Genomic DNA, 21855 nt, shown 5'->3' with positions numbered 1-21855 from the left:
ATGTTTGGAACTATTTTTTCTTTTGAGCTTAAACGTTGGTTTAAGAACTGGACTTTTTATTTGTACATAGCGATATTTTTTACCTTGTGTTTTTTCGCAATGGTTAGTTCATTGGGAATGTTTGACTCCGTAAAGAATACGACAAGCTCATTGCGTTTTGTCAATTCGCCATTGATGTTAAACTCTTTCATTTATAGCTTTAATTCGCTGTTGTACTTTTTGTTTCCATCTATTATTGGAGCTTCAATATACAGGGATTACAAGTATAATGTGCATCACGTACTTTATGCTTATCCCTTTTCTAAAGTTGATTATTTAGCAGGTAAATTCTTGAGTTCATTCTTGGTTACCCTGATGATTTCATTGTCTATGGGAGTAGCTGCGTTTATCGCTACGCTTTTACCGTGGGCAAATGAGACGTTGGTTGGACCCAATAATATTATGAACTATGTACAAGTGTATTTGTTCAATGTCATTCCGAATATGCTGTTTATGGGGGCTATTGTGTTTGCAGTAGTTACCTTGACTCGAAATGTGTACATCGGTTTTGTGGTTATTTTGATATTAATCATCTTACAAGGGGTTGTAGGTGGTATAGCATCTGATTTAGACAATCGTGTGGTAGCAGCGTTGATTGATCCGACAGGTGGACAAGCTTTGCGTTATTACACACAATATTGGACTGTAAATGAGATGAATTACAACGGACTTCCGTTAGAAAAATGGTTTATCATCAACCGTTTAATATGGTTAGGTGTTACTGCCTTTTTCTTAGTGTTGTTAGGAAAGATGTTCCGTTTTTCTCAACACCCAATGACATTGTCTTTTGGTAAAAAAGTAAAAGGAGAACGCGTTACTAAAAACAACTTTATCGGAATTTTTAAAATTGAATTGCCGAAAGTAACTTACGATTACTCGTGTAAAAGAGATTGGACTAATGTATGGGCATTTGCAAAACTTGATTTTAAATATTTAGCAAAGAATAGAGTATTCTTAATCTTAATAGGTGTGGGGATATTGTTTATGGTATCTGTAGGTAGATTTGCTATGACGATGTATGGTACTAAAACATTCCCATTAACCCGTAGTATCTTAGAAATACCAGGAAGCACATTTGATTTGTTTATCTTGATTATGACGTTCCTTGGTTCTGGATTATTAGTACAAAGAGGTTCGTTGTCTAAAATGAACTTATTAGTAGATTCAACAGCTACACCAAACTGGGTGTTCTTTGTTTCTAAGTTTTTTGCCTTAATAGCATTGCAGTTTGTATTGTTATTATTGGTTATGGTAACGGGAATAGGAATTCAAATTTACAATGGTTATTACCAATTTGAAATAGGCTTGTATTTACGTAGTTTACTTGCTTTTTCGTGGGTAGGTTATATCATTTGGGCGTTGTTTAGTATCGCTGTTCAAACGATGTTTAGAAACTATATTATTGGTTTCTTTGTGTTGTTAACCGTATCTATTGCTTGGCCTGAATTGACTGCTATTGGAATAGAGCAACAGCTGTTTTTCTTTAATGATTTACCAAAGTCTTCTTATTCAGATATGAATGGTTTTGGCAGTGGAGCAATGAAGTTCTATATCTATGCTTTTTACTGGCTTTTATTTGTTGGTTTCTTAGGTGGATTGACTTTATTGTTTTGGAGAAGAGGAACATTTAGTAGTTTAAAAGAGCGTATTTTTTATGCAAAACAAAGAGCAAATGCATTGATTGTTGTTCCAACAGTGTTGTGTTTAGTAGGTTTTTTATCGATAGGTAGTTATTTGTATTATGAAGCGACTGTACTGAATACTTACCATTCAGCGAAAGAAATGGAGTTGCTTCAAGTGGAATATGAAAAGACGTATAAAAAGTATGCTTCGTTAGTGTTACCTCGTATTGTTGATGTAAAAGTGGACTTTGATATTTTTCCTAATACGCGTGATTTCTCTGCAAAAGGAACGTATGTGTTGAAGAATAAATCTACTCAAGCAGTAGATAGTTTACTTGTTAATTATTTGGTTGATTACAAAAATACGATAGCGATTGAGGGAGCTGACTTCTTGTCTCAAGATAGTGTGCAAGGGTTGCAGTTTTACCGTTTTAAAACACCACTTCAACCTGGTGATTCTGTGAAGATGACATTTACTGTTGCTAATAAACCGAATACGTTACTGCGTTCAAATTCGCCTGTCTTAGAGAATGGTACTTTTATCAATAATAGTATATTTCCATCTTTAGGGTATAGCGAGAGAGGTGAGTTAACCGACGATGAGGTACGTAAGAAATACGATTTACAGCCGAAAGAGCGTATGGCAAAGCAATCGGATAAAAAGGCGTTGCAAAATACGTATATCAGTAGCGATTCTGATTGGATTCGATTTGAAACAACTGTAAGCACAGCAGCTGACCAAATTGCAATTGCTCCTGGGTATTTGCAAAAAGAGTGGACAGATGGTGATAGACGTTATTTCCACTACAAGATGGACCAAAAGATGTTGAACTTTTATGCGTTTAATTCTGGACGATATGAAGTGAAAGCAGAGAAGTGGAATGGCATTAATATAGAAGTGTACTATCATAAAGGACATCCATATAATGTAGATCGTATGGTTTCAGGTGTGAAAAAGTCATTAGCTTATTACAGTAAAGAGTTTAGTCCGTATCAACATAAGCAAGTGCGTATTATTGAGTTTCCATTGACAATGGGGTCATTTGCCCAATCGTTTGCGAATACAATTCCTTTTTCAGAAACAATTGGGTTTGTAGCAGATGTAGATGAGACAGATGAAAATGCAGTAGATTACCCTTTCTCTGTTACTTCTCACGAGGTAGCACATCAGTGGTGGGCACATCAAGTGATTGGAGGAAACGTACAAGGGGTAACGATGTTATCAGAGAGTTTGTCTGAATATAGTTCGCTTAAAGTATTAGAACAGGAATATGGAAAAGGACAAATGCGTCGTTTCTTAAAAGATGCGTTAGATGGTTATTTGAGAGGAAGAGGTAGCGAGAGAAAGAAAGAGCAACCATTGATGTATAACGAAAATCAACAATACATACACTATAACAAAGGGTCTTTAGTATTCTATACATTGAGTGATTATATTGGAGATGATAAGCTAAATGGTACGTTGAAAGCATATATTAAAAAGGTTGCTTTTCAAGAGGCTCCTTTTACAACAACAGCGGAGTTAGTAGCCGATTTAAAAGTAGTTACACCAGATTCGTTGCAATATATGATTAAAGATATGTTTGAAACGATAACACTTTACGATAATTACGTTGATAAAGCAGAGGTTAAAAAGTTAGACAACGGCAAGTATGAAGTGAAGATAAAGGCTTTTGTGAGTAAACATAGAGCAGGTGAAAAAGGAGAGAAGTTGTATGCTGATAAGGGAGGTAAACAATTAACTTTTAAAGGAGATAAAGACTTGGTGATAGAATCTCTTCCTTTGGCAGATTATGTTGAGGTAGGTGTTTTTACAAAGGTTGACAAATCAAAAGAGGCAAGTGATAAGAATTCGAAAGATGAAAAGGTGCTTTACTTGAAAAAAGTAAAAATAACTGCAATTGAAAATGAGTTTACAATTATTGTAGATGAAGAACCAACAGAAGTTGGTATAGATCCGTATTACAAATTGATTGATACTCGTTCTTTTGACAACCGTAGAAAGTTGTAATAAATTAAGTATATTTTGTAAAGGAGTTTTCCATTGTGAAAGCTCCTTTTTTTGTGTACTTAACTATGGTATAGCAGAAGTTAGGTGTAATAATACTTCAGATAATCCAATTCGTTTTGATAGTAAATAGAACTTGTTTTCAATACTATTACAGCTGAATTTAGGCACAAAAAAAAAGAGACTGTATTACTACAATCTCTTTTTTTATAACTCTCAGAAAGTTGATTATCTTCTTCTTTCTTTGATTTTTGCTTTTTTACCAGTAAGTTCTCTGAAGTAGAAGATACGAGCTCTACGAACTTTACCTCTTTGATTAACTTCGATTTTTTCTAAAGCTGGCATGTTTACAGGGAAGATACGCTCTACACCTACGTTTCCAGACATTTTACGGATAGTAAAAGTCTCAGTAGCTCCAGTACCTCTTCTTTGAATAACTACTCCTTTAAAGAACTGAGTTCTTTTTTTGTCACCCTCTTTAATTTCGTAGTAAACTGTGATAGTATCTCCAGCGTTGAATGCAGGAAAATCTTTTTTTGCAACTAATTCGTCTTGAACGAATTTCATTAAATCTGCCATTGTAATAATGTATAATTTGTTAATCTTAGAACAACATACACGGACCTCGCCAGAGGTTGATCTAAATCGAGTGCAAATATAAAAAATAAAACAGAATAACAAGTAATTATTTTTTAATAATAACTACTTGTTATTCTGTTTGTTAGTTTTTTATTTCTTTGTATTCTCTATTTTTCGTCACCTGTATTCTTACTTTTAAAAAATTGCATTAGCAAGTATATTGTGAAACGGCTTAGAGCAGGAATATTTTAGAACCTATTCTCTATCTAATAAATCAGGTCTTCTATTTTTTGTATGCTCATAAGCTTTATCTTCTCTCCATTTGTCAATAGCAGCAAAGTTTCCACTTAATAGAATATCAGGAACTTTCCATCCTTTGTATTCTGCTGGTCTTGTGTAAATAGGAGGAGCAAGTAAGTTATCTTGGAAACTATCTGTAAGTGCTGAGGTTTCATTGCTCAATACACCTGGAACTAAACGGATGATAGCATCACATAAAATTGCAGCTCCAAGTTCACCACCAGATAAGACATAATCACCAATAGAAATTTCTTTTGTGATGAAATGGTCACGTACGCGTTGATCCACTCCTTTGTAATGTCCACAAAGGATAATGATGTTTTTCAACATTGACATTCCATTAGCCATCTGTTGGTTTAATGTTTCTCCATCAGGAGTCATATAAATAATTTCGTCGTATTCTCTTTCTGCTTTAAGCGCTGTGATACACTTGTCAATTGGCTCAACACTCATTACCATTCCTGCACCACCACCAAATTGATAGTCATCTACATTCTTATGCTTATTGGTACTATAATCACGTAAGTTGTGAAAATGTACTTCTACTAATCCTTTAGTAATTGCTCTTTTTAAAATAGAAGCTTGAAAAGGACTTTCTATTAGTTCTGGTAAAACTGAAATAATATCTATGCGCATAATAAATGTGAAATTTTGGCAAATGTACAATCGAAATCTTAGTTAACAAAATTGTATTAGTGTGCCTGACTTTTTGAAAATAGTTGAATGATAATTACTCCTATGATAATGAAGGCAATTCCGATTAAAGCAGGAACGTCTAATTTTTGTTTATAGATAAAGTATGCTGCTATAGTTACTAATACAATTCCAATTCCTGACCACAAAGCATAAGCGATACCAATTGGAATGGTACGCAGGGTTAAACTTAGAAAGTAAAAAGCTCCAGCATAACCTACAATTGTTACAATTGACGGAAGTAACTTAGTGAAATTATGACTTGCTTTTAGTGTGCTTGTTGCTATAGTTTCTAATAAAATAGCTACTAATAAGAATAGAAGGTTCTTCAATTTTTTCGACAAAAATATCAATTAAGAGATAGATATATAGTTTTTTAGCATTTTTTTGATACTCTTTAGTCTATAGAAAGTTATTATGCTATTTATCTAAGAGTTGTAATAATTATCTATTTAGCTTTTTGGCATTAGAATTGTTTTTGTGATTTTCTATACTTTTGCCATATGAGTTTATCTAAATCGAATGTTTTGTTTATGGCTGCAATTACGGGGTTAATTGTAGCCAATTTATATTATTGTCAACCTTTAATTCCTTTGATAGCTGATGAGTTTGGTGTTTCAGAATCGTCTGCGGGTACTTTGACATATTTAACACAAGCAGGATATGCAATAGGAATGTTTTTAATGATTCCCCTTGGTGATAAATTAGAACGCAAGAAGCAAATTATATTCACCACTATTTTAGCAACGATTGCTTTAGCCATAACGGCTGTTGTGAAGAACTTTTTAATATTGCAAATCATCAGTTTTGTACTTGGTGCCACATCTATAGTACCTCAATTAGTTTTACCAATGGCGGCGAGTTTGTCATCAGATGAACAAAGAGGAAAGGTAATTGGAACAGTAGTCAGTGGTTTGTTGATTGGAATATTGTTTTCAAGAACAATAAGTGGTTTTGTGGGCGTATGGTTAGGATGGAGAGGTATGTTTTGGATTGCAACAGCAGTTAGTGTTCTATTGGTTATAATGATTCAAATTAGGTTACCACAGAATAAACCTGTGTTTACAGGGAATTTAATAGATTTATATAAGTCGTTGTTTGTTTTAATTAAACAAGAGCCTGTTTTAAGAGAGGCAACGGGAATTACGAGTTTAGCTTTTGCTCAATTTGGTGCTTTTTGGACTACAATGGTTCTGTTGTTACACAATGAACCTTTTGGTTATGATTCGGCCTTGATAGGAGCTTTTGGGTTAATAGGAGCTTGTGGAGCCTTTGCAGCGCCATTAGTTGGAAAAATAGGAGGAGCAGGAGGTGCGAGAAAATTGATACTTTATGGCATACTTATGACAGGTTTAAGTTTTGTTGTTTTTTACTTTTCAAGCACTTCTGTTATAGGGTTGATTATTGGTATTGTGTTGATTGATTTAGGGTTGCAAACAATTCATGTGTCTAATCAAACCCGAATTTACTCTTTATTACCGGAAGCCAGAAATAGATTAAATACTGTCTATATGTCATTTAGTTTCCTTGGAACTGCGTTTGGCTCGGCTTTTGGTTTATATTTGTGGAAATATTTCGGATGGAGTGGAGTTTGCATTGGCGGAATGGCTTTAGCAGGGATGTCTTTTGTGATTTATCTGCGCTCAAGAAGAAATTAGAAAGTATAAAACAGCTTTTTTTGAATAAAAGGAAGCGTCATTTTAAATGCAAAATATAATAAACAATGGAAAACGGTATTTACGCAAAGTTTAACACGTCAAAAGGAGCAATCTTAGTAAAGTTAACAGAGGATAAAACACCAGGAACAGTAGGTAACTTCGTAGCTTTAGCAGAAGGAAATCTTGAGAATAATGCTCGTCCACAAGGGAAACCTTATTACGATGGATTAAAATTCCATAGAGTTATTCCAGACTTTATGATTCAAGGAGGATGTCCTCAAGGTACAGGTTCAGGTGGACCAGGTTACCAGTTTGACGATGAATTCCACCCTTCATTAAGACATGATAAACCAGGAGTATTATCGATGGCTAATGCAGGACCTGGAACAAATGGTTCTCAGTTCTTTATTACGCACGTTGCAACTCCTTGGTTAGATGGTAAACACACTGTTTTCGGACACGTAGTTGAAGGACAAGATGTAGTTGATGCAGTAGCTCAAGGAGATCTTATCGAGTCAATTGAAATCGTAAGAGTAGGTGCAGAAGCTGAAAAGTTTAATGCAGTTGAAGCTTTCAGAGTTTTTGAGGGATCAAGAGCAAGAAGAGAACAAGAAGCAAAAATTGCGGCTGATAAAGCAGTAGAAGAATTAGCAGCAGGATTTGAAACTACAGAAAGTGGTTTACGTTACCAAATGATTATCAAAGGTACTGGTAAGAAAGCAGAAAAAGGTAAAATCGTTTCTGTACACTACAAAGGTACTTTAGCTGATGGTAAAGAGTTTGACAACTCATTCAAACGTAAAAAACCAATCGAGTTTCCTTTAGGACAAGGTTATGTTATCGAAGGATGGGACGAAGGAATTGCTTTGTTACAAGTTGGAGATAAAGCAAGATTTATTATCCCTTCTTACTTAGGATACGGTGAAAACGGTGCAGGTGGAGTTATTCCTCCAAATGCAACTTTAGTATTCGACGTAGAATTAATGGACGTAAAATAAGATAAAATATTTTTGAACTCCCAGTCTTCGGATTGGGAGTTTTTTCTTTATAAAATCAGCGATTTATGAAACAAGAATTGATGGCTTGTCACGAGCGTATTAAGCCGTATATACACAATACTCCTATTATGGAGTCAGGGCATATAGAAAACTTTTTGGGTAGTGATTTGTATTTTAAATGTGAAAACTTTCAACGTGCTGGTGCGTTTAAAATGCGTGGTGCGATTAATTCTGTTCTACAATTAAGTGACGAACAAAGAGAAAAGGGTGTTATCACACACTCGTCGGGTAACTTTGCGCAAGCATTAGCGTTAGCGTGTCGTTATTTGAATGTCAAGTGTTATGTTGTTATGCCTCACGATGCTCCGGCAGTAAAGAGAAATGCTGTTATGGTTTACGGAGGAGATATTCACGAATGTTCTCCAACTATGGAGTCAAGAGAGCGCGTGAGTAAGCAAATTATGGATGAAACAGGTGCAACGTTTATACATCCGTCAAATGATATGAATGTGATTCTTGGACAAGGAACTGCAGCAATGGAGTTTTTAGAAGATCATCCGGATTTAGATGTCATTATCACGCCAGTAGGTGGTGGCGGACTTATTGCTGGTACATCGCTTGCAGCTAAACATTTTGGAAAAGAGGGAATTGTTGTAATCGGAGGAGAGCCACTTGAAGCAGATGATGCTTTCCGCTCTTTGGCAAGTGGACATATAGAAGGAAATTTGACAATTAATACGATTGCAGATGGTTTACGTACGCAATTAGGGGATATTACATTTCCGATTATAAAAGACAATGTAGAAAGTATTGTTAGAGTTCGTGAAAACGAGATAATCAGTGCAATGCGCGTTATTTGGGAACGCATGAAAATTATTGTAGAACCAAGTAGTGCTGTGGCATTAGCAGTGTTAATTAAAGAACGCCCACAATTCAGTGGTAAAAAAGTAGGAATTATATTAACGGGTGGTAATGTTGATTTAGACAACCTGCCATTTGATTAATTCACGATATAAAATGAAAAAGGGAAAGATGATTATCTTTCCCTTTTTTTATACTTTTTCAATTGCTTTTTTACGTTTAGGTAATTGTATATTTTTTCTACCAAAATACAATCCAGCTATAATCAGTACACCTCCTAATATTTGAAGTAACCCTAAGTATTCCCCATCTAATAATCCCCAACAAAAAGCGATTAGAGGCATTAATAGAGAAACAGATGATGCAAAGCTTGCATTGGTTTCGTTGATTAATTTATAGTAAAAGATATTTGCTAAAGCACTTCCGAATAAAGCTAATAAGAATACAAACCCAATTCCTTTTAATGCTTCAGGATGTTCTAAAATAGTTTGAAAGAATCCTGAACTAATTAAGACAATTAATGCAGGTACGAGAAGTACTAATTCTATGAAGGCTGTCCATACAATAGGAGGAATATCTCCCATATATTTCTGTGTCAATAAACCACTATACGCATACATTAGTGCAGCTATAATAAGAAGTAGGTGGTAAAACCATTCGTTAGGTACAGCAACACTATTTTCAGGTGATTGTAATAATAAAACAACTCCTATGAAAGCAAATAAGACACCTAATACTTCGCCTAAGTGTGTTTTGTATTTGAAGAACATTACACCTAATACAATTACAAAAATGGACATAAGTGCATTTAAAATACCTGCAATTGAACTATTCAAGTGTACTTCTGCAATTGGGAATAAGAACATTGGAATAAAACTACCAACTACAGCTGTTAGAAATAACCAAGGAAAGTTTTTCTTAGGCATTTTCTTAATGTGTTTAATTGAAATAGGAAGTAAGAATAAGCCAGCTAATGTAATTCTTAGTGCTCCAACTTGTATGGGGGTAAAATATTCAATACCTCGTTTAATTAGAATAAACGATGATCCCCATACCAGAGAAAGTATAAATAAAGTAACCCAGTGTTTTAGTTTTATTTGCAAGACGATTTGATTAATATGTGAAAAGCGAAGATAAAAAAAAAGACTGCAATTATATTGCAGTCTTTTCTGTATTTAGTAAGCTTTTAATTAAGCTTGTTTTTTTCTTGTATCTAATTCTCCGAAGTACATCTCCTGGAAAGTTTTATTAACTCCATGTTCAATACGTTTGTGGAAAGTTTTAGCGTCGATTTGTTTAGGATCTTCATAACCACAAGCACTAATAAATTCACCTAAAGCTTTCATTGTGTTTTTGTGGAAATTAGCTACACGCATTCTCTTATCAGTAACATCTAAACCTTTGTAAAGAGTTTCATCTTGAGTTGCAATACCTACTGGACAATATCCGCTATCACATTGTAATGCTTGGATACATCCTAAAGCGAACATCATACCACGTGCACTGTAACAAGCATCAGCACCTAAAGCCATTGCTTTAGAAATATCAAAAGCAGAGATAATACGACCAGAAGCTAATAATTTCACTTTATCTCTTAAACCGTTTTCGATTAATGTTTTGTTAGCAAAAACTAAAGCATCGTTTAATGCCATACCCATATAATCAATAAATTCTAAAGGAGCAGCTCCTGTTCCTCCTTCAGCACCATCAATCGTGATAAAGTCAGGATGAATACCTGTTTCAAGCATTGCATTAACGATATCTAAGAACTCGTCTTTTTTACCGATACAAATTTTAAAACCAACAGGTTTACCATTTGATAATTTTCTAAGTTTAGCTACGAAATTAATTAATTCAGTAGGGTTAGAAAATGCAGTATGTCCAGATGGAGAGTGAACTGTTGTATGAGGAGTAATACTTCTAATAGCAGCAATTTCTGGAGTATTTTTTTCAGCAGGAAGTAATCCTCCGTGTCCAGGTTTAGCTCCTTGAGAAAGTTTTAACTCAATCATTTTAACTTCAGGGTAGTTAGAACGTTCTTCGAATAAGGCATCATTAAAGAAACCTTTTTCATCACGACATCCGAAGTATCCTGTACCAATTTGCCAGATTAAATCACCTCCAGAACGGTGGTATTGACTAATACCTCCCTCACCAGTATTGTGAGCAAATCCTCCAATTTTAGCACCTTCGTTTAAAGCAGTAATAGCTTTTTTACTCAACGCACCGTAACTCATTGCACTAATGTTGTAAACACTTGCGCTATAAGGTTGTGTACATTGGTCACCACCGATTAAAGTTCTAAAGTTTGTATCAGAAACGTGTTTTGGATATACAGAGTGTGCTGCCCATTCATAACCTAAACGGTTAGGGTCATCTTGCATACCAAAAGACACTGTTTGTTTTTCATTTTTCGCTCTTTGGTAAACAATAGAACGCTCACGTCTATTAAAAGGTTTACCATCTAATTCACCTTCCCAGAAGTATTGACGCATTTCAGGTCTGATAGATTCAAACATATATCTGAAACGAGCAAAGATTGGGTAGTTTTTACGAATTGTGTGTTTATTTTGTGTAAGGTCTGTAAAAGCAAGTATAGCAAGAATACCTGAAATAACTAAGTTAACAATGCTTGCTGTAGAAGGGGTTGGGTTCAAAGAAAGAACTACAGATACTACAGAATAAAGTAAATAAATTACTACAATGGCAACCGTCAATTGCCCAAATGTAAATCGATTTAAAAATTTTTTGTGAAACATAAAATAGAATTTAATGTAATCTTTTTGTTGTTTAGTTTGTAATAGTTTTAGTGTATTTAGTTATTCCATTTCTAAAGTTAATTGATTTTAAAAGATGCTTTTTTTCTACTTTCAAATCAATCAATAATTTAGCATAGATACCGGACAAAGGTAGCAAAGATTTTGAATTTTTAGACTTTTTGTAACCTTAATTTTGCGGTTCTAAAATTGTAAAAATAACAATATGATAATTAAATCTTAAAATTATGGTAGTTAATTGGTAATATGTTATTTATGTGAGCTATTTTTAATGATTTCTTATTTTATTTCGCGTTATTATTTGCGTTTATCTCAGAGGTGAAACGTTGTGATTTATAGATTGTGTGTTTTCCTGAGAGCATAAAAGCAACAATGCAAGTCAGCGCTATATATATAGCAACATCTGCGCCAAATAATTCAATTCCCATAAAAGTACATGCCCAAGGTGTTTTAGTAGCACCTGAAAAAACAGATACAAAACCTAATGCAGCAAGAAAACTAATAGGCAAGTTTAGATACAGCGCTAAAAAACTACCCAATGCTGCACCGATAAAAAAGAGGGGAGTTACTTCGCCTCCTTTAAAGCCTGCTCCTAAGGTTAACCCTGTGAAAAGTATTTTAAGTAAAAAAACATTCCATTCTTGTGATACATCAAAAGACGCAACAATAGTAGGTACGCCAAGTCCAAGGTAAGTATCGTTGCCAATTGTTAGTATTAATACTATAAAGAGAATTGCTCCAACGAAAGGTCTCATAGGAGGGAAGGCGATGTACTTTTTAAATAAAGCAGACCACAAGTCTGTTGTTTTAACGAATAAAATAGCAGCTATGGCAAAAGTAAAAGCGGCAATTATTAGTTTTAGAAGTAATAGAAGTGAGAAATTAGGAATACTATCTATTAGGTAGATAGTATGTGAAATACCCCAGGCTAAGCAAGTAAAGTGTGCTGTTAGTGCAGCAATCAAAACAGGGTATAGCGATTGGTATTTTACTCTTCCAACAAGCATTAGTTCTAATGCAAATAATGTTCCTGCTATAGGAGTACCAAAAACAGAGGCAAACCCTGCACTAACACCGATTAGAATAATGGTTTGTCTATCTTGATGTGATACCTTAAAGTATTTAGTGAATTGGTCTGCAATAGCTCCTCCCATTTGTACAGCAGTTCCTTCTCTACCGGCAGAACCACCAAATAGGTGTGTAATTAAGGTACCAATTAAAACCAAAGGCGCCATTTTTAAAGGCATCGTTTGCGTGGGGGTGTGGTATTCGTCAATTAATAAGTTGTTTCCTCTATTAGCCTCACCACCCCAGTAGTAATAAACTAAGCCAACAATTAATCCACCTAAAGGTAAAAAGTATAGTAAGATAGGCGTGTCAATTCTAAGGTCCGTTATTGTTTCTAAAAGAAATAAAAATAGGGCAGAAGAAGAGCCAATTAAACTACCCGCAATTGTACTGATTACAGTCCATTTTAAAAAATACGAAAAAAGTGTTTTTGTAGTAAGAGCTTCTTTTTTAAAGTAGTCATTTAATGCCATAGTCTATCATTTAGTTATATAGTATTTATATTACTTATTATGTTAGACGTCATCAGCATTCATAATTAGAAGCGGTTCAAGGCAGACATCATTGCCTATAAAAATGTCATACAAAGGTATAAAAAAAGTCCGATTGTATAAATCGGACTTTTAAATATTTTGTTGTTAAACGATTAAATATCGTCAAAACTAATGTCTGTAAATGAATTTACGTCATCACCTTTTTGATATTCTTTTTTGAAATCTTTTTGGTGTCTTTCTGAAATAACTTCCTCCCCTTTGTGATCAACAACGAATTGTGTCATTTCGTCTAAAATCTCTCTAAATGCACCAAAGTCTTCTTTGTATAAGTAGATTTTGTGTTTTTTAAAGTGAAATGATCCATCTTCTTCTGTGAACTTTTTACTCTCAGTAATTGTTATGTAATAGTCATCTGCTTTTGTAGATCTTACATCAAAGAAATAGGTTCTTCTACCTGCTCTTAAAACTTTTGAGAAAATTTCCTCTTTTTCTAACATTTCGTTATCTCTCATAATTCCTTCTTATCAATTAATTGATTTGTTCATATAGCATTCAAAAGTCTAAAAAAAAACCTAATAAACCAACTATTTATAAGATTTCTTTTTCATTTAGTTGTTTTTGATGCAGGTCACTATAGTACCCTTTGCTATTTATTAGATCATTGTGTGATCCTTGTTCGATTACTTTCCCGTCTTCTAAAACGATAATCAAGTCTGCATTCTTTGCTGAGGACACCCTATGTGTTACAATTAAGGTAGTTATATCTTTGCTGTGTTTTTCCAGATTATGTAGAATTCTTTCTTCCGTTTCAGTATCAACAGCCGAAAGAGAATCATCTAAAATAAGAATAGGAGCGTCTTTAATTAAGGCTCTGGCAATCGAAACTCTTTGCTTTTGACCTCCAGAAAGCGTTAACCCTCTTTCTCCTAAAATTGTGTTATAACCATCGTTGAATTGGACGATGTTTTCGTGTACAGCAGCTTTTTTAGCAACCTCAATAATTTCTTCTTCAGTTGCATCTTCTTTACCAAATCGAATATTATTAGCAATTGAGTCAGAAAACAAGAATGCATCTTGAGGAACAACTGCAATACTATTTCGTAAATCTTCTAAATTACATTCCTTAATAGGAGTATTGTCAATTAGAATTTGTCCTTCATTAACATCATACATTCTACTAATAAGAGTAAGTAAAGTAGATTTACCAGAACCTGTTTTTCCAAGTATCGCTAAGGTTTGTCCTTTGTTCAAGATAAACGAAACATTATCAAGTGCTTTAATACCTGTATCCTCGTATGTGTAAGACACGTTTTCGAAAGTAATCTTACCTTCTACATCAGTGTGGTTTGGATTAGTGTTATAAATCTCAGGTTTCTCTTCTAAGAACTCATTAATTCTCTTTTGAGAAGCCTCGGCCTCTTGAATCATCGTAGATACCCAACCTAAAGACGCTACAGGCCAAGTAAGCATATTGATGTATAAGATAAACTGGGCTATAATACCTATATCTGGAATTTTACCATTGAAGAATAATAAAGCTCCAACGGCAATAACAACAAGATTACTTAGTCCGATTAGGAAAGTCATCAAAGGCATAATCAAAGCACTTGATTTAGCTAAGTTTAAGTATTTGTCTTTACTCTCTTGTGTTAGCGTTCTAAATTCGTCTTGTTTTTCTTTCTCTATGGAGTATGCTTTAATTACGCGCACACCAGAGAACATCTCTTGCGTAAATGTTGTCAGTTTAGATAAATTGGCTTGAAAAATAGAACTGCGTTGATTTATCTGTCGACTTAATTTGAATACATAATACCCTAACAAAGGAAGCGGTAGTAAAGAGTATAAAGTTAGTTGCGGGGATATTAAGTACATTTGCGTTAATACCACAGCAAAACGAATAATCGTATTGATAGAGTACATAACAGCAGGACCCACATATTGTCTTACCTTTCCAACATCTTCACTGATTCTATTCATTAAATCACCCGTTCTATTTCTCTTGTAAAAACTTTGAGATAGCACTTCGTAGTGTTTGAATATTTCATTTTTCAGATCAAACTCAACGTGCCTCGACATTACAATTAACGTTTGACGCATTAAGAAAGTAAGGAAACCAGCAATAAGTGTTGTAATTAATATCCATAGAATATTGTTCAACAGTAATTTAGTTACTTCTTGCTTGTCAAAAACATTCATTTGTTCTAATACTCGAATAGAATCCCCAACTAATTTCGGAGTATAAAGGGTGAATATTTGTGCTACTATTGTTATTAAAACCCCAATTGTAAAGCGAGTTTTATATTTATAGAAGTATTTATTTAGATGACGTAATGCACTCATAGTATTTAATAATGCTCAATTAAGAGCAATGACAAATTGTTGTATAGTTTATGTAGTTGTTTAACTACTAATGTGTGCAAAGATAAAGGTTTATTGTAGAAGAGGTATTGTTCGAAAATTAAAAAAACTATCAATATTTATTTGTTTCAGAATAAAGAAGAGTTAGTTTAGAATTGAAAAAATGTAGTGGAGAATAATTTATTAGAAGACTTTTTGGAGCTTGAAATACAATGAACTTAGTTGGTGTTTTTAGCTTTAAAGAATGCTAAGAAATACTTGTAAAGTATTTATAAATAGTTTGTTAAGTTATTTTTGTACAGCTGATTAAAAGTGAAATAAGTATAGAAAAGTTCTTTTTGATGAGAAAAAAGAGAATATAGGTTTTAAAAAAGAGTTAAATTACATACTTATCAAAAAATATAATTTGATTAAAACTATATTTTTATACCTTTGCGCGGTTATACAAACGACAATCCAATAATAAAAAAGTTCTTAAGTAGCATGTTAAACCGAAGACACATCCGTATAAAGGTTATGCAAACGCTTTATGCGATGCAACAAAGTAATTCTGAACAGGTTCAGTCAGGAGAAAAGTTTCTAATCCACAGCATTGAAAGTATACAAGATTTGTACTTATTAATGATCACTGCTTTAATAGAGGTTAGAAAGAAAGAAGAAGAATATGTTTCACTTGCTCAAAAGAAACATTTAGCTACACAAGAAGAACGAAATCCCAATAGACGTCTTATCGAAAACGCTGTATTGAATTTGTTAGAAAATTCAGTTTCTATTACTACGAAAGTAGAAGAGAAAAAAATTACAGATTGGCAAATTCACGATCATTATATCCAAATGATATTGGATGAAATGAAAGAAAGTGATTTTTACAAAGCTTATATGAGTAAAAAAGAGGTTACATTCAATGACGATCGTCAATTTGTAGTTGATCTTTTTACTGAAATCATCGCTCCAAACGAGAAGATTTATTCTTTCATTGAAGATAGTAAACTTACTTATTTAGATGATTTACCAGTGGTAAATACAATGATTCAGAAACAATTACGCCAGTTAAAAGAAAGTGATCTTCAAATTTTTGTTCCTAAAGTTTATAAAGACTCAGAGGATAAAGAGTTTGCAATCAATTTATACAGAAAAACAATTCTTAATTTTGAAGAATTAAGTAAAGAGTTTGAAGATAAAACACCTAACTGGGATCCAGAGCGTATTGCTGAATTGGATACAATTATTTTAAAAATGGCTATTTGTGAGTTTTTAAAGTTCCCTTCTATTCCAGTAAAAGTTACAATAAACGAATATTTAGAGCTTGCTAAAGAATATTCTACATCAAAAAGTAGTATATTTATCAACGGAGTTTTAGATAATATTTCTAAAGCATACCAAGAAGGTGATAAATTAAATAAGATCGGAAAAGGTCTAATGTAGTTTTAGAAAAACTAAAAAGATTATGAAAAAAGCAATTTTATTAACTTTAGGTTTGGCATTTGTAGCTGTTTCTTGTAAAGATACAGACGCATCAAGTCGTATAGACCCTGAGAAAGCTGCTGAGATTGTAGCATCTAATAAAGAACAAGGAGTGTATCCTAAAGTAACTTTTGACAGGCTGGTACATGATTTTGGAGATATTGAAAATAATGAAGCTGTAACAACGGAGTTTGAATTAAAGAACGAAGGAGATGCAGATTTGATTATTATTAATGCAAGTGCTTCTTGTGGATGTACAGTTCCTGAGTATCAAAAAACACCTATTAAACCAGGTGAAACATCTAAGTTGAAAGTAAGATTTCAAACAGGAGCTCAAGGACAACAAAGTAAGACTGTAACGTTAGTTACTAACTCTGAAAAAGGAGAAGAAGTCTTATCTATTAAAGCTAATGTTGCTGCTCGTAACGAATAATGAACTAACTTAAAAATTAAAATTCAATGGAACAATTACAACAGTTTTTACCTATTATCTTAATGTTTGCGGTAATTTATTTCTTAATGATTCGCCCACAACAAAAAAGAGCGAAAAAAGAGAAAGAATACGAAGCAAGTATTAAAGTAGGAGAGCGTGTGATAACTAAGTCAGGTATTCACGGTAAAATTGCTGAGTTATCAGAAGGTACTATTGTTTTAGAAACAATGGCTGGTAAAATTAAAATGGAGCGTTCTTCAATTTCTATGGAGATGAGCCAAAAATTAAATGCATCAAACTAATTTAATTAGTCTTTATATTAAAAAAGCTCCTCAATTTAATTGAGGAGCTTTTTTATGTCTATTATTTTTTAATCTTATCGAAGTAAGTGATTAAATCAATTAGTCGAGAGGAGTATCCAATTTCATTGTCATACCATCCAACAATCTTAACCATTTTATCTAGTACAGAAGTCAATTGTGCATCAAAAAGACAAGAATTAGTATTGCCTAAAATATCAACAGAAACAATCGGATCTTCCGTGTAAGCAAGAATTCCTTTTAAATCAGTTTCTGCCGCTTGCTTAAAAGCTGTATTGATCTCATCAATGCTTACGTCTCTTTTAACATAACAAGTAATATCTGTCAGTGATCCATCAGGCACAGGAACACGGATACCACCACCACCAATTTTTCCTTCATATTCAGGAAAGATCTTTGTCAAAGCTTTAGCAGCCCCAGTTGTAGTAGGAACGATTGACTGTGCGGCACCTCTTGCTCTACGTAAATCTTTATGCGGTTGATCGTGTAAACTTTGGTCTGTTGTATAAGAGTGAACAGTAGTTATATACGCTTGTTCCATACCACAAAGCTCTTTAATCACTTTAACCATTGGAGCAGCATTATTTGTAGTGCAGCTTGCGTTAGATATAATTAACTCTTCTCCCGTTAGAATATCTTGATTTACACCAAGTACAATTGTTTTGATAACATTATCTTCAGGAGGAACAGAAAGAATGACTCTTTCAGCCCCTTGGTCTATATGTTGTTTAAGTAAGTCGTAAGTCTTACGTTTTCCAGTAGCTTCAACAACATAGTCTACATTTAAAGCTTTCCAGTCTAAACCTGAGATTTCCTTTTCGTTATAAAAAGGTATTTTCTTGTTGTCTATAATAATATGGTGTTCATCACAACTTACATCGTGTTTTAGTATTCCGTGAATACTATCATATTTAAGTAAGTGAGCCATTGTTTTGGTGTCGGCTAAGTCATTTATAGCCACAACATCAATCGATGGATTTTCTAAAAGAAGTTTGAACAAGTTACGACCGATGCGGCCAAAACCATTAATAGCAATATTTATTTTTTTCATAAATATAAAAACAAGAAGGTCGCTGTGTAAGCGACCTTGTATTTTATTATAAAAGATGTTTTTGTGCTCTGTAAGAAGAACGCACTAAAGCGCCACTTTCAACGTGTCTAAATCCTAATTCTAATCCGATTTTTTCATATTTTTCGAATTGTTCAGGAGTGATAAACTCTTTCACAGGTAGGTGCTTTTTACTTGGTTGTAAGTATTGACCAATAGTCAGTACATCTAAGTTTACAGCTCTTAAATCATGCATTGTTTGGATAACCTCTTCTTCTGTTTCTCCTAACCCTAACATAATTCCTGATTTAGTTCTATTGACACCGTTGTCTTTTAAGTATTTCAACACTTCTAAACTACGGTCATATTTTGCTTGAATACGAACTTCTCTTGTCAATCTGCGTACAGTTTCCATATTGTGAGAAACGATTTCAGGAGCAACTTCAATGATACGGTCTATATTGCGTTCGATACCTTGGAAGTCTGGAATTAGGGTTTCCATTGTAGTTCCTGGACTAATACGTCTCACAGCTTCAACTGTTTCTGCCCAAATGATAGATCCTCCATCTTTTAAGTCATCGCGGTCCACACTTGTAATTACAGCGTGTTTGATAGACATTAACTTGATAGAACGAGCTACTTTTTCTGGTTCATCCCAATCCACTGTCTCTGGACGTCCTGTTTTTACTCCGCAGAATCCACAAGAACGAGTACAGATATTACCTAAAATCATAAAGGTAGCAGTACCCTCTCCCCAGCATTCTCCCATATTAGGACAACTACCTGATGTACAGATGGTGTTTAACTTATATTTGTCAACTAATCCTCTTAGTTCAGTGTATTTTTTTCCTGTCGGAAGTTTAACGCGTAACCATTTTGGTTTAGCTTTAGGTTCTATATTTGAGTCTAAAATTGTATTCATACTTTTCAGTTTATCAAAGTACAAATATACTTAAACTTAGTCATTGTACATTTTGATTAGATTAAAAATGTCGCTTTTAGATTGTAAAGTTACTAATGATAGGGAGTTAGTAGGTTTTTAATGAGGTGTAAATGGCTGTGAAATGAAGGATATTACTTGTTTTCGGAATATAGATGCTGTTTTTTGTCAATATAGATGGTTGGAATGTTTATTAAGTAAAATTCTACATAATGGTGTTGTTTGGACTGATGTTGCCGAGTTTTTAAGTGCTGAAGCTAATGCGTTTTATTCTAAAAAACGAAGGGATAAGTGCAATATTATTGATTCTGCTTGTTGTAAAGAACATATTAAAGCTTAGTTTTAAACGCACCATGTTCGAGACATCTCCCACACAAGTACCACACACTTTCGGAAATAGGACATTTTTCCCGAAAGTGTGTGGTACTAATGTGGGGTTAGTGTGGTACTTGTCTCAAATAAGTAACAATGAAGGTTCTAATGATAGTAGTATTAAACTTATATTCAAATATTAAAAAGCATATGGCTTAGCTCATTACTTGTTTAGATAACTAATTAAATCAGCTGAATTTAACGCTTAAAAAAAACAGAAGAAAAATTATATAAGAAATGAATAAAGAGGATTTAATAAATTAAGAATATAGGTGGTGTTTTGATAGTGAATTTTAGGAATTAGAACAGTTGATTATACATAATTTGATTATTTTCAAAAGAAAAATGTTTTAAAAAAAGTAAAAAAATAGTGGTTGTATTTGTCCAAAATCTACAGAAAACATATATTCGCTTACAAATATTTTAAAAAATGGAGAATCAAATTAAAGTTACACCTGCAGATAAATGGATTACAAATCCAGTTAGCAGATTTATGAGTAAATCTACATCTGGAGGAGTTGTATTGTTTTTAGCGGCTTTGATTGCCATTTTTATGGCTAATTCACCTTGGGCAGCAGAGTACGTGAATTTTTGGGAAAATAACCATATAGGTTTCTCTTTTAACGAGAGCGTATTAAATCACTCTTTGAAGGAATGGGTCAATGACGGATTAATGTCGATATTTTTCTTTGTAGTGGGGCTTGAATTAAAAAGAGAGTTAACTACGGGAGAATTGTCATCTCCTAAAAAAGCAATGTTACCAATTATTGCTGCAATTGGAGGAATGGCAATACCTGCTTTAGTTTATTTGTTTTTTAACGGAGGAACAGATGCAGCTCACGGATGGGGAATTCCAATGGCAACGGATATTGCGTTTGCTTTAGGGGTTTTATTCTTATTAGGAGATCGCGTTCCTACGTCTTTAAAAGTGTTCTTAACAGCATTGGCAATTGCAGACGATTTAGGTGCTGTATTGGTTATTGCTATTTTCTATACAAACGATTTGTCTTTAATGAACCTTGGAATTGGATTAGGGTTCTTCGGATTGTTAATCATCAGTAATTTATTAGGAGTTAGAAATACTGTTTATTATGCAATTATAGGTATTGGAGGAGTTTGGTTGTCATTCTTGTTATCAGGAGTACACGCAACAATTGCTGCTGTTTTAGCTGCATTTGCAATTCCATCTACAGCAAAAGTGCACGAAGCTTATTTTGTAAATAAAATGGATAAATTGAGAGAGCGTTTTCGCAAGATTGATCCAGATGACAAAATCCCTAACTTAACAGGAGAACAAATGGAATGTGTTGAAGGTATGCAGAAGGTTTCTACTGATGCTTTACCACCAGCTATTCGTTTAGAGCACAGTATGCATAATTTTGTTAGCTTCTTTGTAATGCCAGTTTTTGCTTTAGCCAATGCGGCTATTCCAATTTCTTTAGGAGGAGGTAGTGGATTAAGTGCTGTTACTTTAGGTGTAGCATTTGGTTTACTTGTAGGTAAGGTAGTTGGTGTTGCTGGTTTAACAGGTTTACTAATTAAGCTAAAAGTGGTAGCAATGCCGAAAGGAATGACATACGGAAATTTAATTGGACTTGGATTTTTAGCGTCTATTGGATTTACAATGTCATTATTCGTTACAGAATTAGCATTTGATATTAATTTACATCCAGAGTTTCCAGATCAAGCTAAATTAGGTATTTTAATTGCTTCTGGTTTGGGAGGAATATTAGGATATTTACTTTTAAGTGTATTAGGAAAGAAAAAACAAGAGTAGTAAAACTCAGTAATAAAATATAAAAATGCCCAGTAAACAACATCGT

General features: G+C 33.7%; 18 protein-coding genes and 1 riboswitch. Of the genes, 8 read left to right on the top strand and 10 right to left on the bottom strand.

The window, feature by feature from the left end; translation table 11 throughout:
• Positions 1–3672, top strand: a complete 3672-nt coding sequence (locus BLT46_RS07760) for an ABC transporter permease/M1 family aminopeptidase (RefSeq protein WP_090408732.1) — start codon at positions 1–3, stop codon at positions 3670–3672.
• A gap of 225 nt (positions 3673–3897) precedes the next feature.
• Here the strand turns inward: BLT46_RS07760 and rplS are convergent, their stop codons facing one another.
• The 3 genes from rplS to BLT46_RS07745 all read right to left on the bottom strand — a co-directional run bounded on the left by rplS (position 3898) and on the right by BLT46_RS07745 (position 5573).
• Entirely contained in the window at positions 3898–4248 is a 351-nt protein-coding gene (gene rplS / locus BLT46_RS07755; protein ID WP_090408729.1) for a 50S ribosomal protein L19, read from the bottom strand.
• A 255-nt stretch (positions 4249–4503) separates the two neighbouring features.
• Positions 4504–5184 carry a tRNA (guanosine(37)-N1)-methyltransferase TrmD gene (gene trmD, locus BLT46_RS07750; protein ID WP_090408726.1) on the bottom strand — a complete coding sequence of 227 codons (681 nt, stop codon included), beginning with the start codon at positions 5182–5184 and terminating at the stop codon, positions 4504–4506.
• A 56-nt stretch (positions 5185–5240) separates the two neighbouring features.
• Positions 5241–5573, bottom strand: a complete 333-nt coding sequence (locus BLT46_RS07745) for a DMT family transporter (protein ID WP_090408724.1) — start codon at positions 5571–5573, stop codon at positions 5241–5243.
• 171 nt (positions 5574–5744) lie between these two features.
• Here BLT46_RS07745 and BLT46_RS07740 point away from each other — a divergent pair, with 171 nt between their 5' ends.
• From BLT46_RS07740 to BLT46_RS07730, 3 genes are all read left to right on the top strand, one after another.
• Positions 5745–6899 carry an MFS transporter gene (locus BLT46_RS07740; RefSeq protein ID WP_090408721.1) on the top strand — a complete coding sequence of 385 codons (1155 nt, stop codon included), beginning with the start codon at positions 5745–5747 and terminating at the stop codon, positions 6897–6899.
• A 65-nt stretch (positions 6900–6964) separates the two neighbouring features.
• Complete coding sequence (locus BLT46_RS07735) at positions 6965–7897, top strand: peptidylprolyl isomerase (RefSeq protein ID WP_090408717.1); 933 nt, start codon at positions 6965–6967, stop codon at positions 7895–7897.
• Positions 7898–7962: 65 nt separating this feature from the next.
• Positions 7963–8901 carry a pyridoxal-phosphate dependent enzyme gene (locus BLT46_RS07730; RefSeq protein WP_090408714.1) on the top strand — a complete coding sequence of 313 codons (939 nt, stop codon included), beginning with the start codon at positions 7963–7965 and terminating at the stop codon, positions 8899–8901.
• Positions 8902–8949: 48 nt separating this feature from the next.
• On the opposite strand, the gene BLT46_RS07725 is transcribed toward BLT46_RS07730, so the two are convergent.
• The 5 genes from BLT46_RS07725 to BLT46_RS07705 form a co-directional block, all read right to left on the bottom strand.
• Positions 8950–9861, bottom strand: coding sequence for a DMT family transporter (locus BLT46_RS07725; RefSeq protein ID WP_090408711.1), 912 nt, complete (start codon positions 9859–9861; stop codon positions 8950–8952).
• Positions 9862–9948: 87 nt separating this feature from the next.
• The gene (locus BLT46_RS07720) at positions 9949–11517 is read right to left on the bottom strand and encodes an FMN-binding glutamate synthase family protein (protein ID WP_090408708.1); all 1569 of its coding nucleotides are present in this window, start codon (positions 11515–11517) and stop codon (positions 9949–9951) included.
• Between the two features lie 302 nt (positions 11518–11819).
• Positions 11820–13076 carry a chloride channel protein gene (locus BLT46_RS07715; RefSeq protein WP_090408705.1) on the bottom strand — a complete coding sequence of 419 codons (1257 nt, stop codon included), beginning with the start codon at positions 13074–13076 and terminating at the stop codon, positions 11820–11822.
• A 36-nt stretch (positions 13077–13112) separates the two neighbouring features.
• Positions 13113–13181: riboswitch (Fluoride riboswitch) on the bottom strand.
• Between the two features lie 68 nt (positions 13182–13249).
• The gene (locus BLT46_RS07710; protein WP_090408702.1) at positions 13250–13609 is read right to left on the bottom strand and encodes a PUR family DNA/RNA-binding protein; all 360 of its coding nucleotides are present in this window, start codon (positions 13607–13609) and stop codon (positions 13250–13252) included.
• A gap of 76 nt (positions 13610–13685) precedes the next feature.
• Positions 13686–15437, bottom strand: a complete 1752-nt coding sequence (locus BLT46_RS07705) for an ABC transporter ATP-binding protein (protein WP_090408700.1) — start codon at positions 15435–15437, stop codon at positions 13686–13688.
• 501 nt (positions 15438–15938) lie between these two features.
• On the opposite strand from BLT46_RS07705, the gene nusB reads away from it, so the two are divergent.
• From nusB to yajC, 3 genes are read left to right on the top strand one after another with little or no spacing between them, the layout of a single operon-like run.
• Positions 15939–16880, top strand: coding sequence for a transcription antitermination factor NusB (gene nusB, locus BLT46_RS07700; RefSeq protein ID WP_090408835.1), 942 nt, complete (start codon positions 15939–15941; stop codon positions 16878–16880).
• Positions 16881–16902: 22 nt separating this feature from the next.
• Positions 16903–17352 carry a DUF1573 domain-containing protein gene (locus BLT46_RS07695; protein WP_090408697.1) on the top strand — a complete coding sequence of 150 codons (450 nt, stop codon included), beginning with the start codon at positions 16903–16905 and terminating at the stop codon, positions 17350–17352.
• Positions 17353–17378: 26 nt separating this feature from the next.
• Positions 17379–17654: a preprotein translocase subunit YajC gene (yajC, locus tag BLT46_RS07690; RefSeq protein WP_090408694.1), complete on the top strand. Its 276-nt coding sequence runs from the start codon at positions 17379–17381 to the stop codon at positions 17652–17654.
• A 61-nt stretch (positions 17655–17715) separates the two neighbouring features.
• On the opposite strand, the gene gap is transcribed toward yajC, so the two are convergent.
• Both gap and lipA read right to left on the bottom strand, forming a co-directional pair.
• Positions 17716–18723, bottom strand: coding sequence for a type I glyceraldehyde-3-phosphate dehydrogenase (gap, locus tag BLT46_RS07685; protein WP_090408691.1), 1008 nt, complete (start codon positions 18721–18723; stop codon positions 17716–17718).
• Between the two features lie 46 nt (positions 18724–18769).
• A complete protein-coding gene (gene lipA / locus BLT46_RS07680; protein ID WP_090408688.1) occupies positions 18770–19642 on the bottom strand; it encodes a lipoyl synthase in 873 nt (290 codons plus the stop codon).
• Between the two features lie 820 nt (positions 19643–20462).
• On the opposite strand from lipA, the gene nhaA reads away from it, so the two are divergent.
• The gene (nhaA, locus tag BLT46_RS07670; protein WP_090408683.1) at positions 20463–21809 is read left to right on the top strand and encodes a Na+/H+ antiporter NhaA; all 1347 of its coding nucleotides are present in this window, start codon (positions 20463–20465) and stop codon (positions 21807–21809) included.
• Positions 21810–21855 lie beyond the last annotated feature (46 nt).

This window comes from Myroides phaeus (genome assembly GCF_900099675.1).
Lineage (GTDB): Bacteria > Bacteroidota > Bacteroidia > Flavobacteriales > Flavobacteriaceae > Flavobacterium > Flavobacterium phaeum.
Note: the sequence above shows the minus strand (reverse complement) of the source record. Positions and strands in the feature narration are given on the sequence as shown.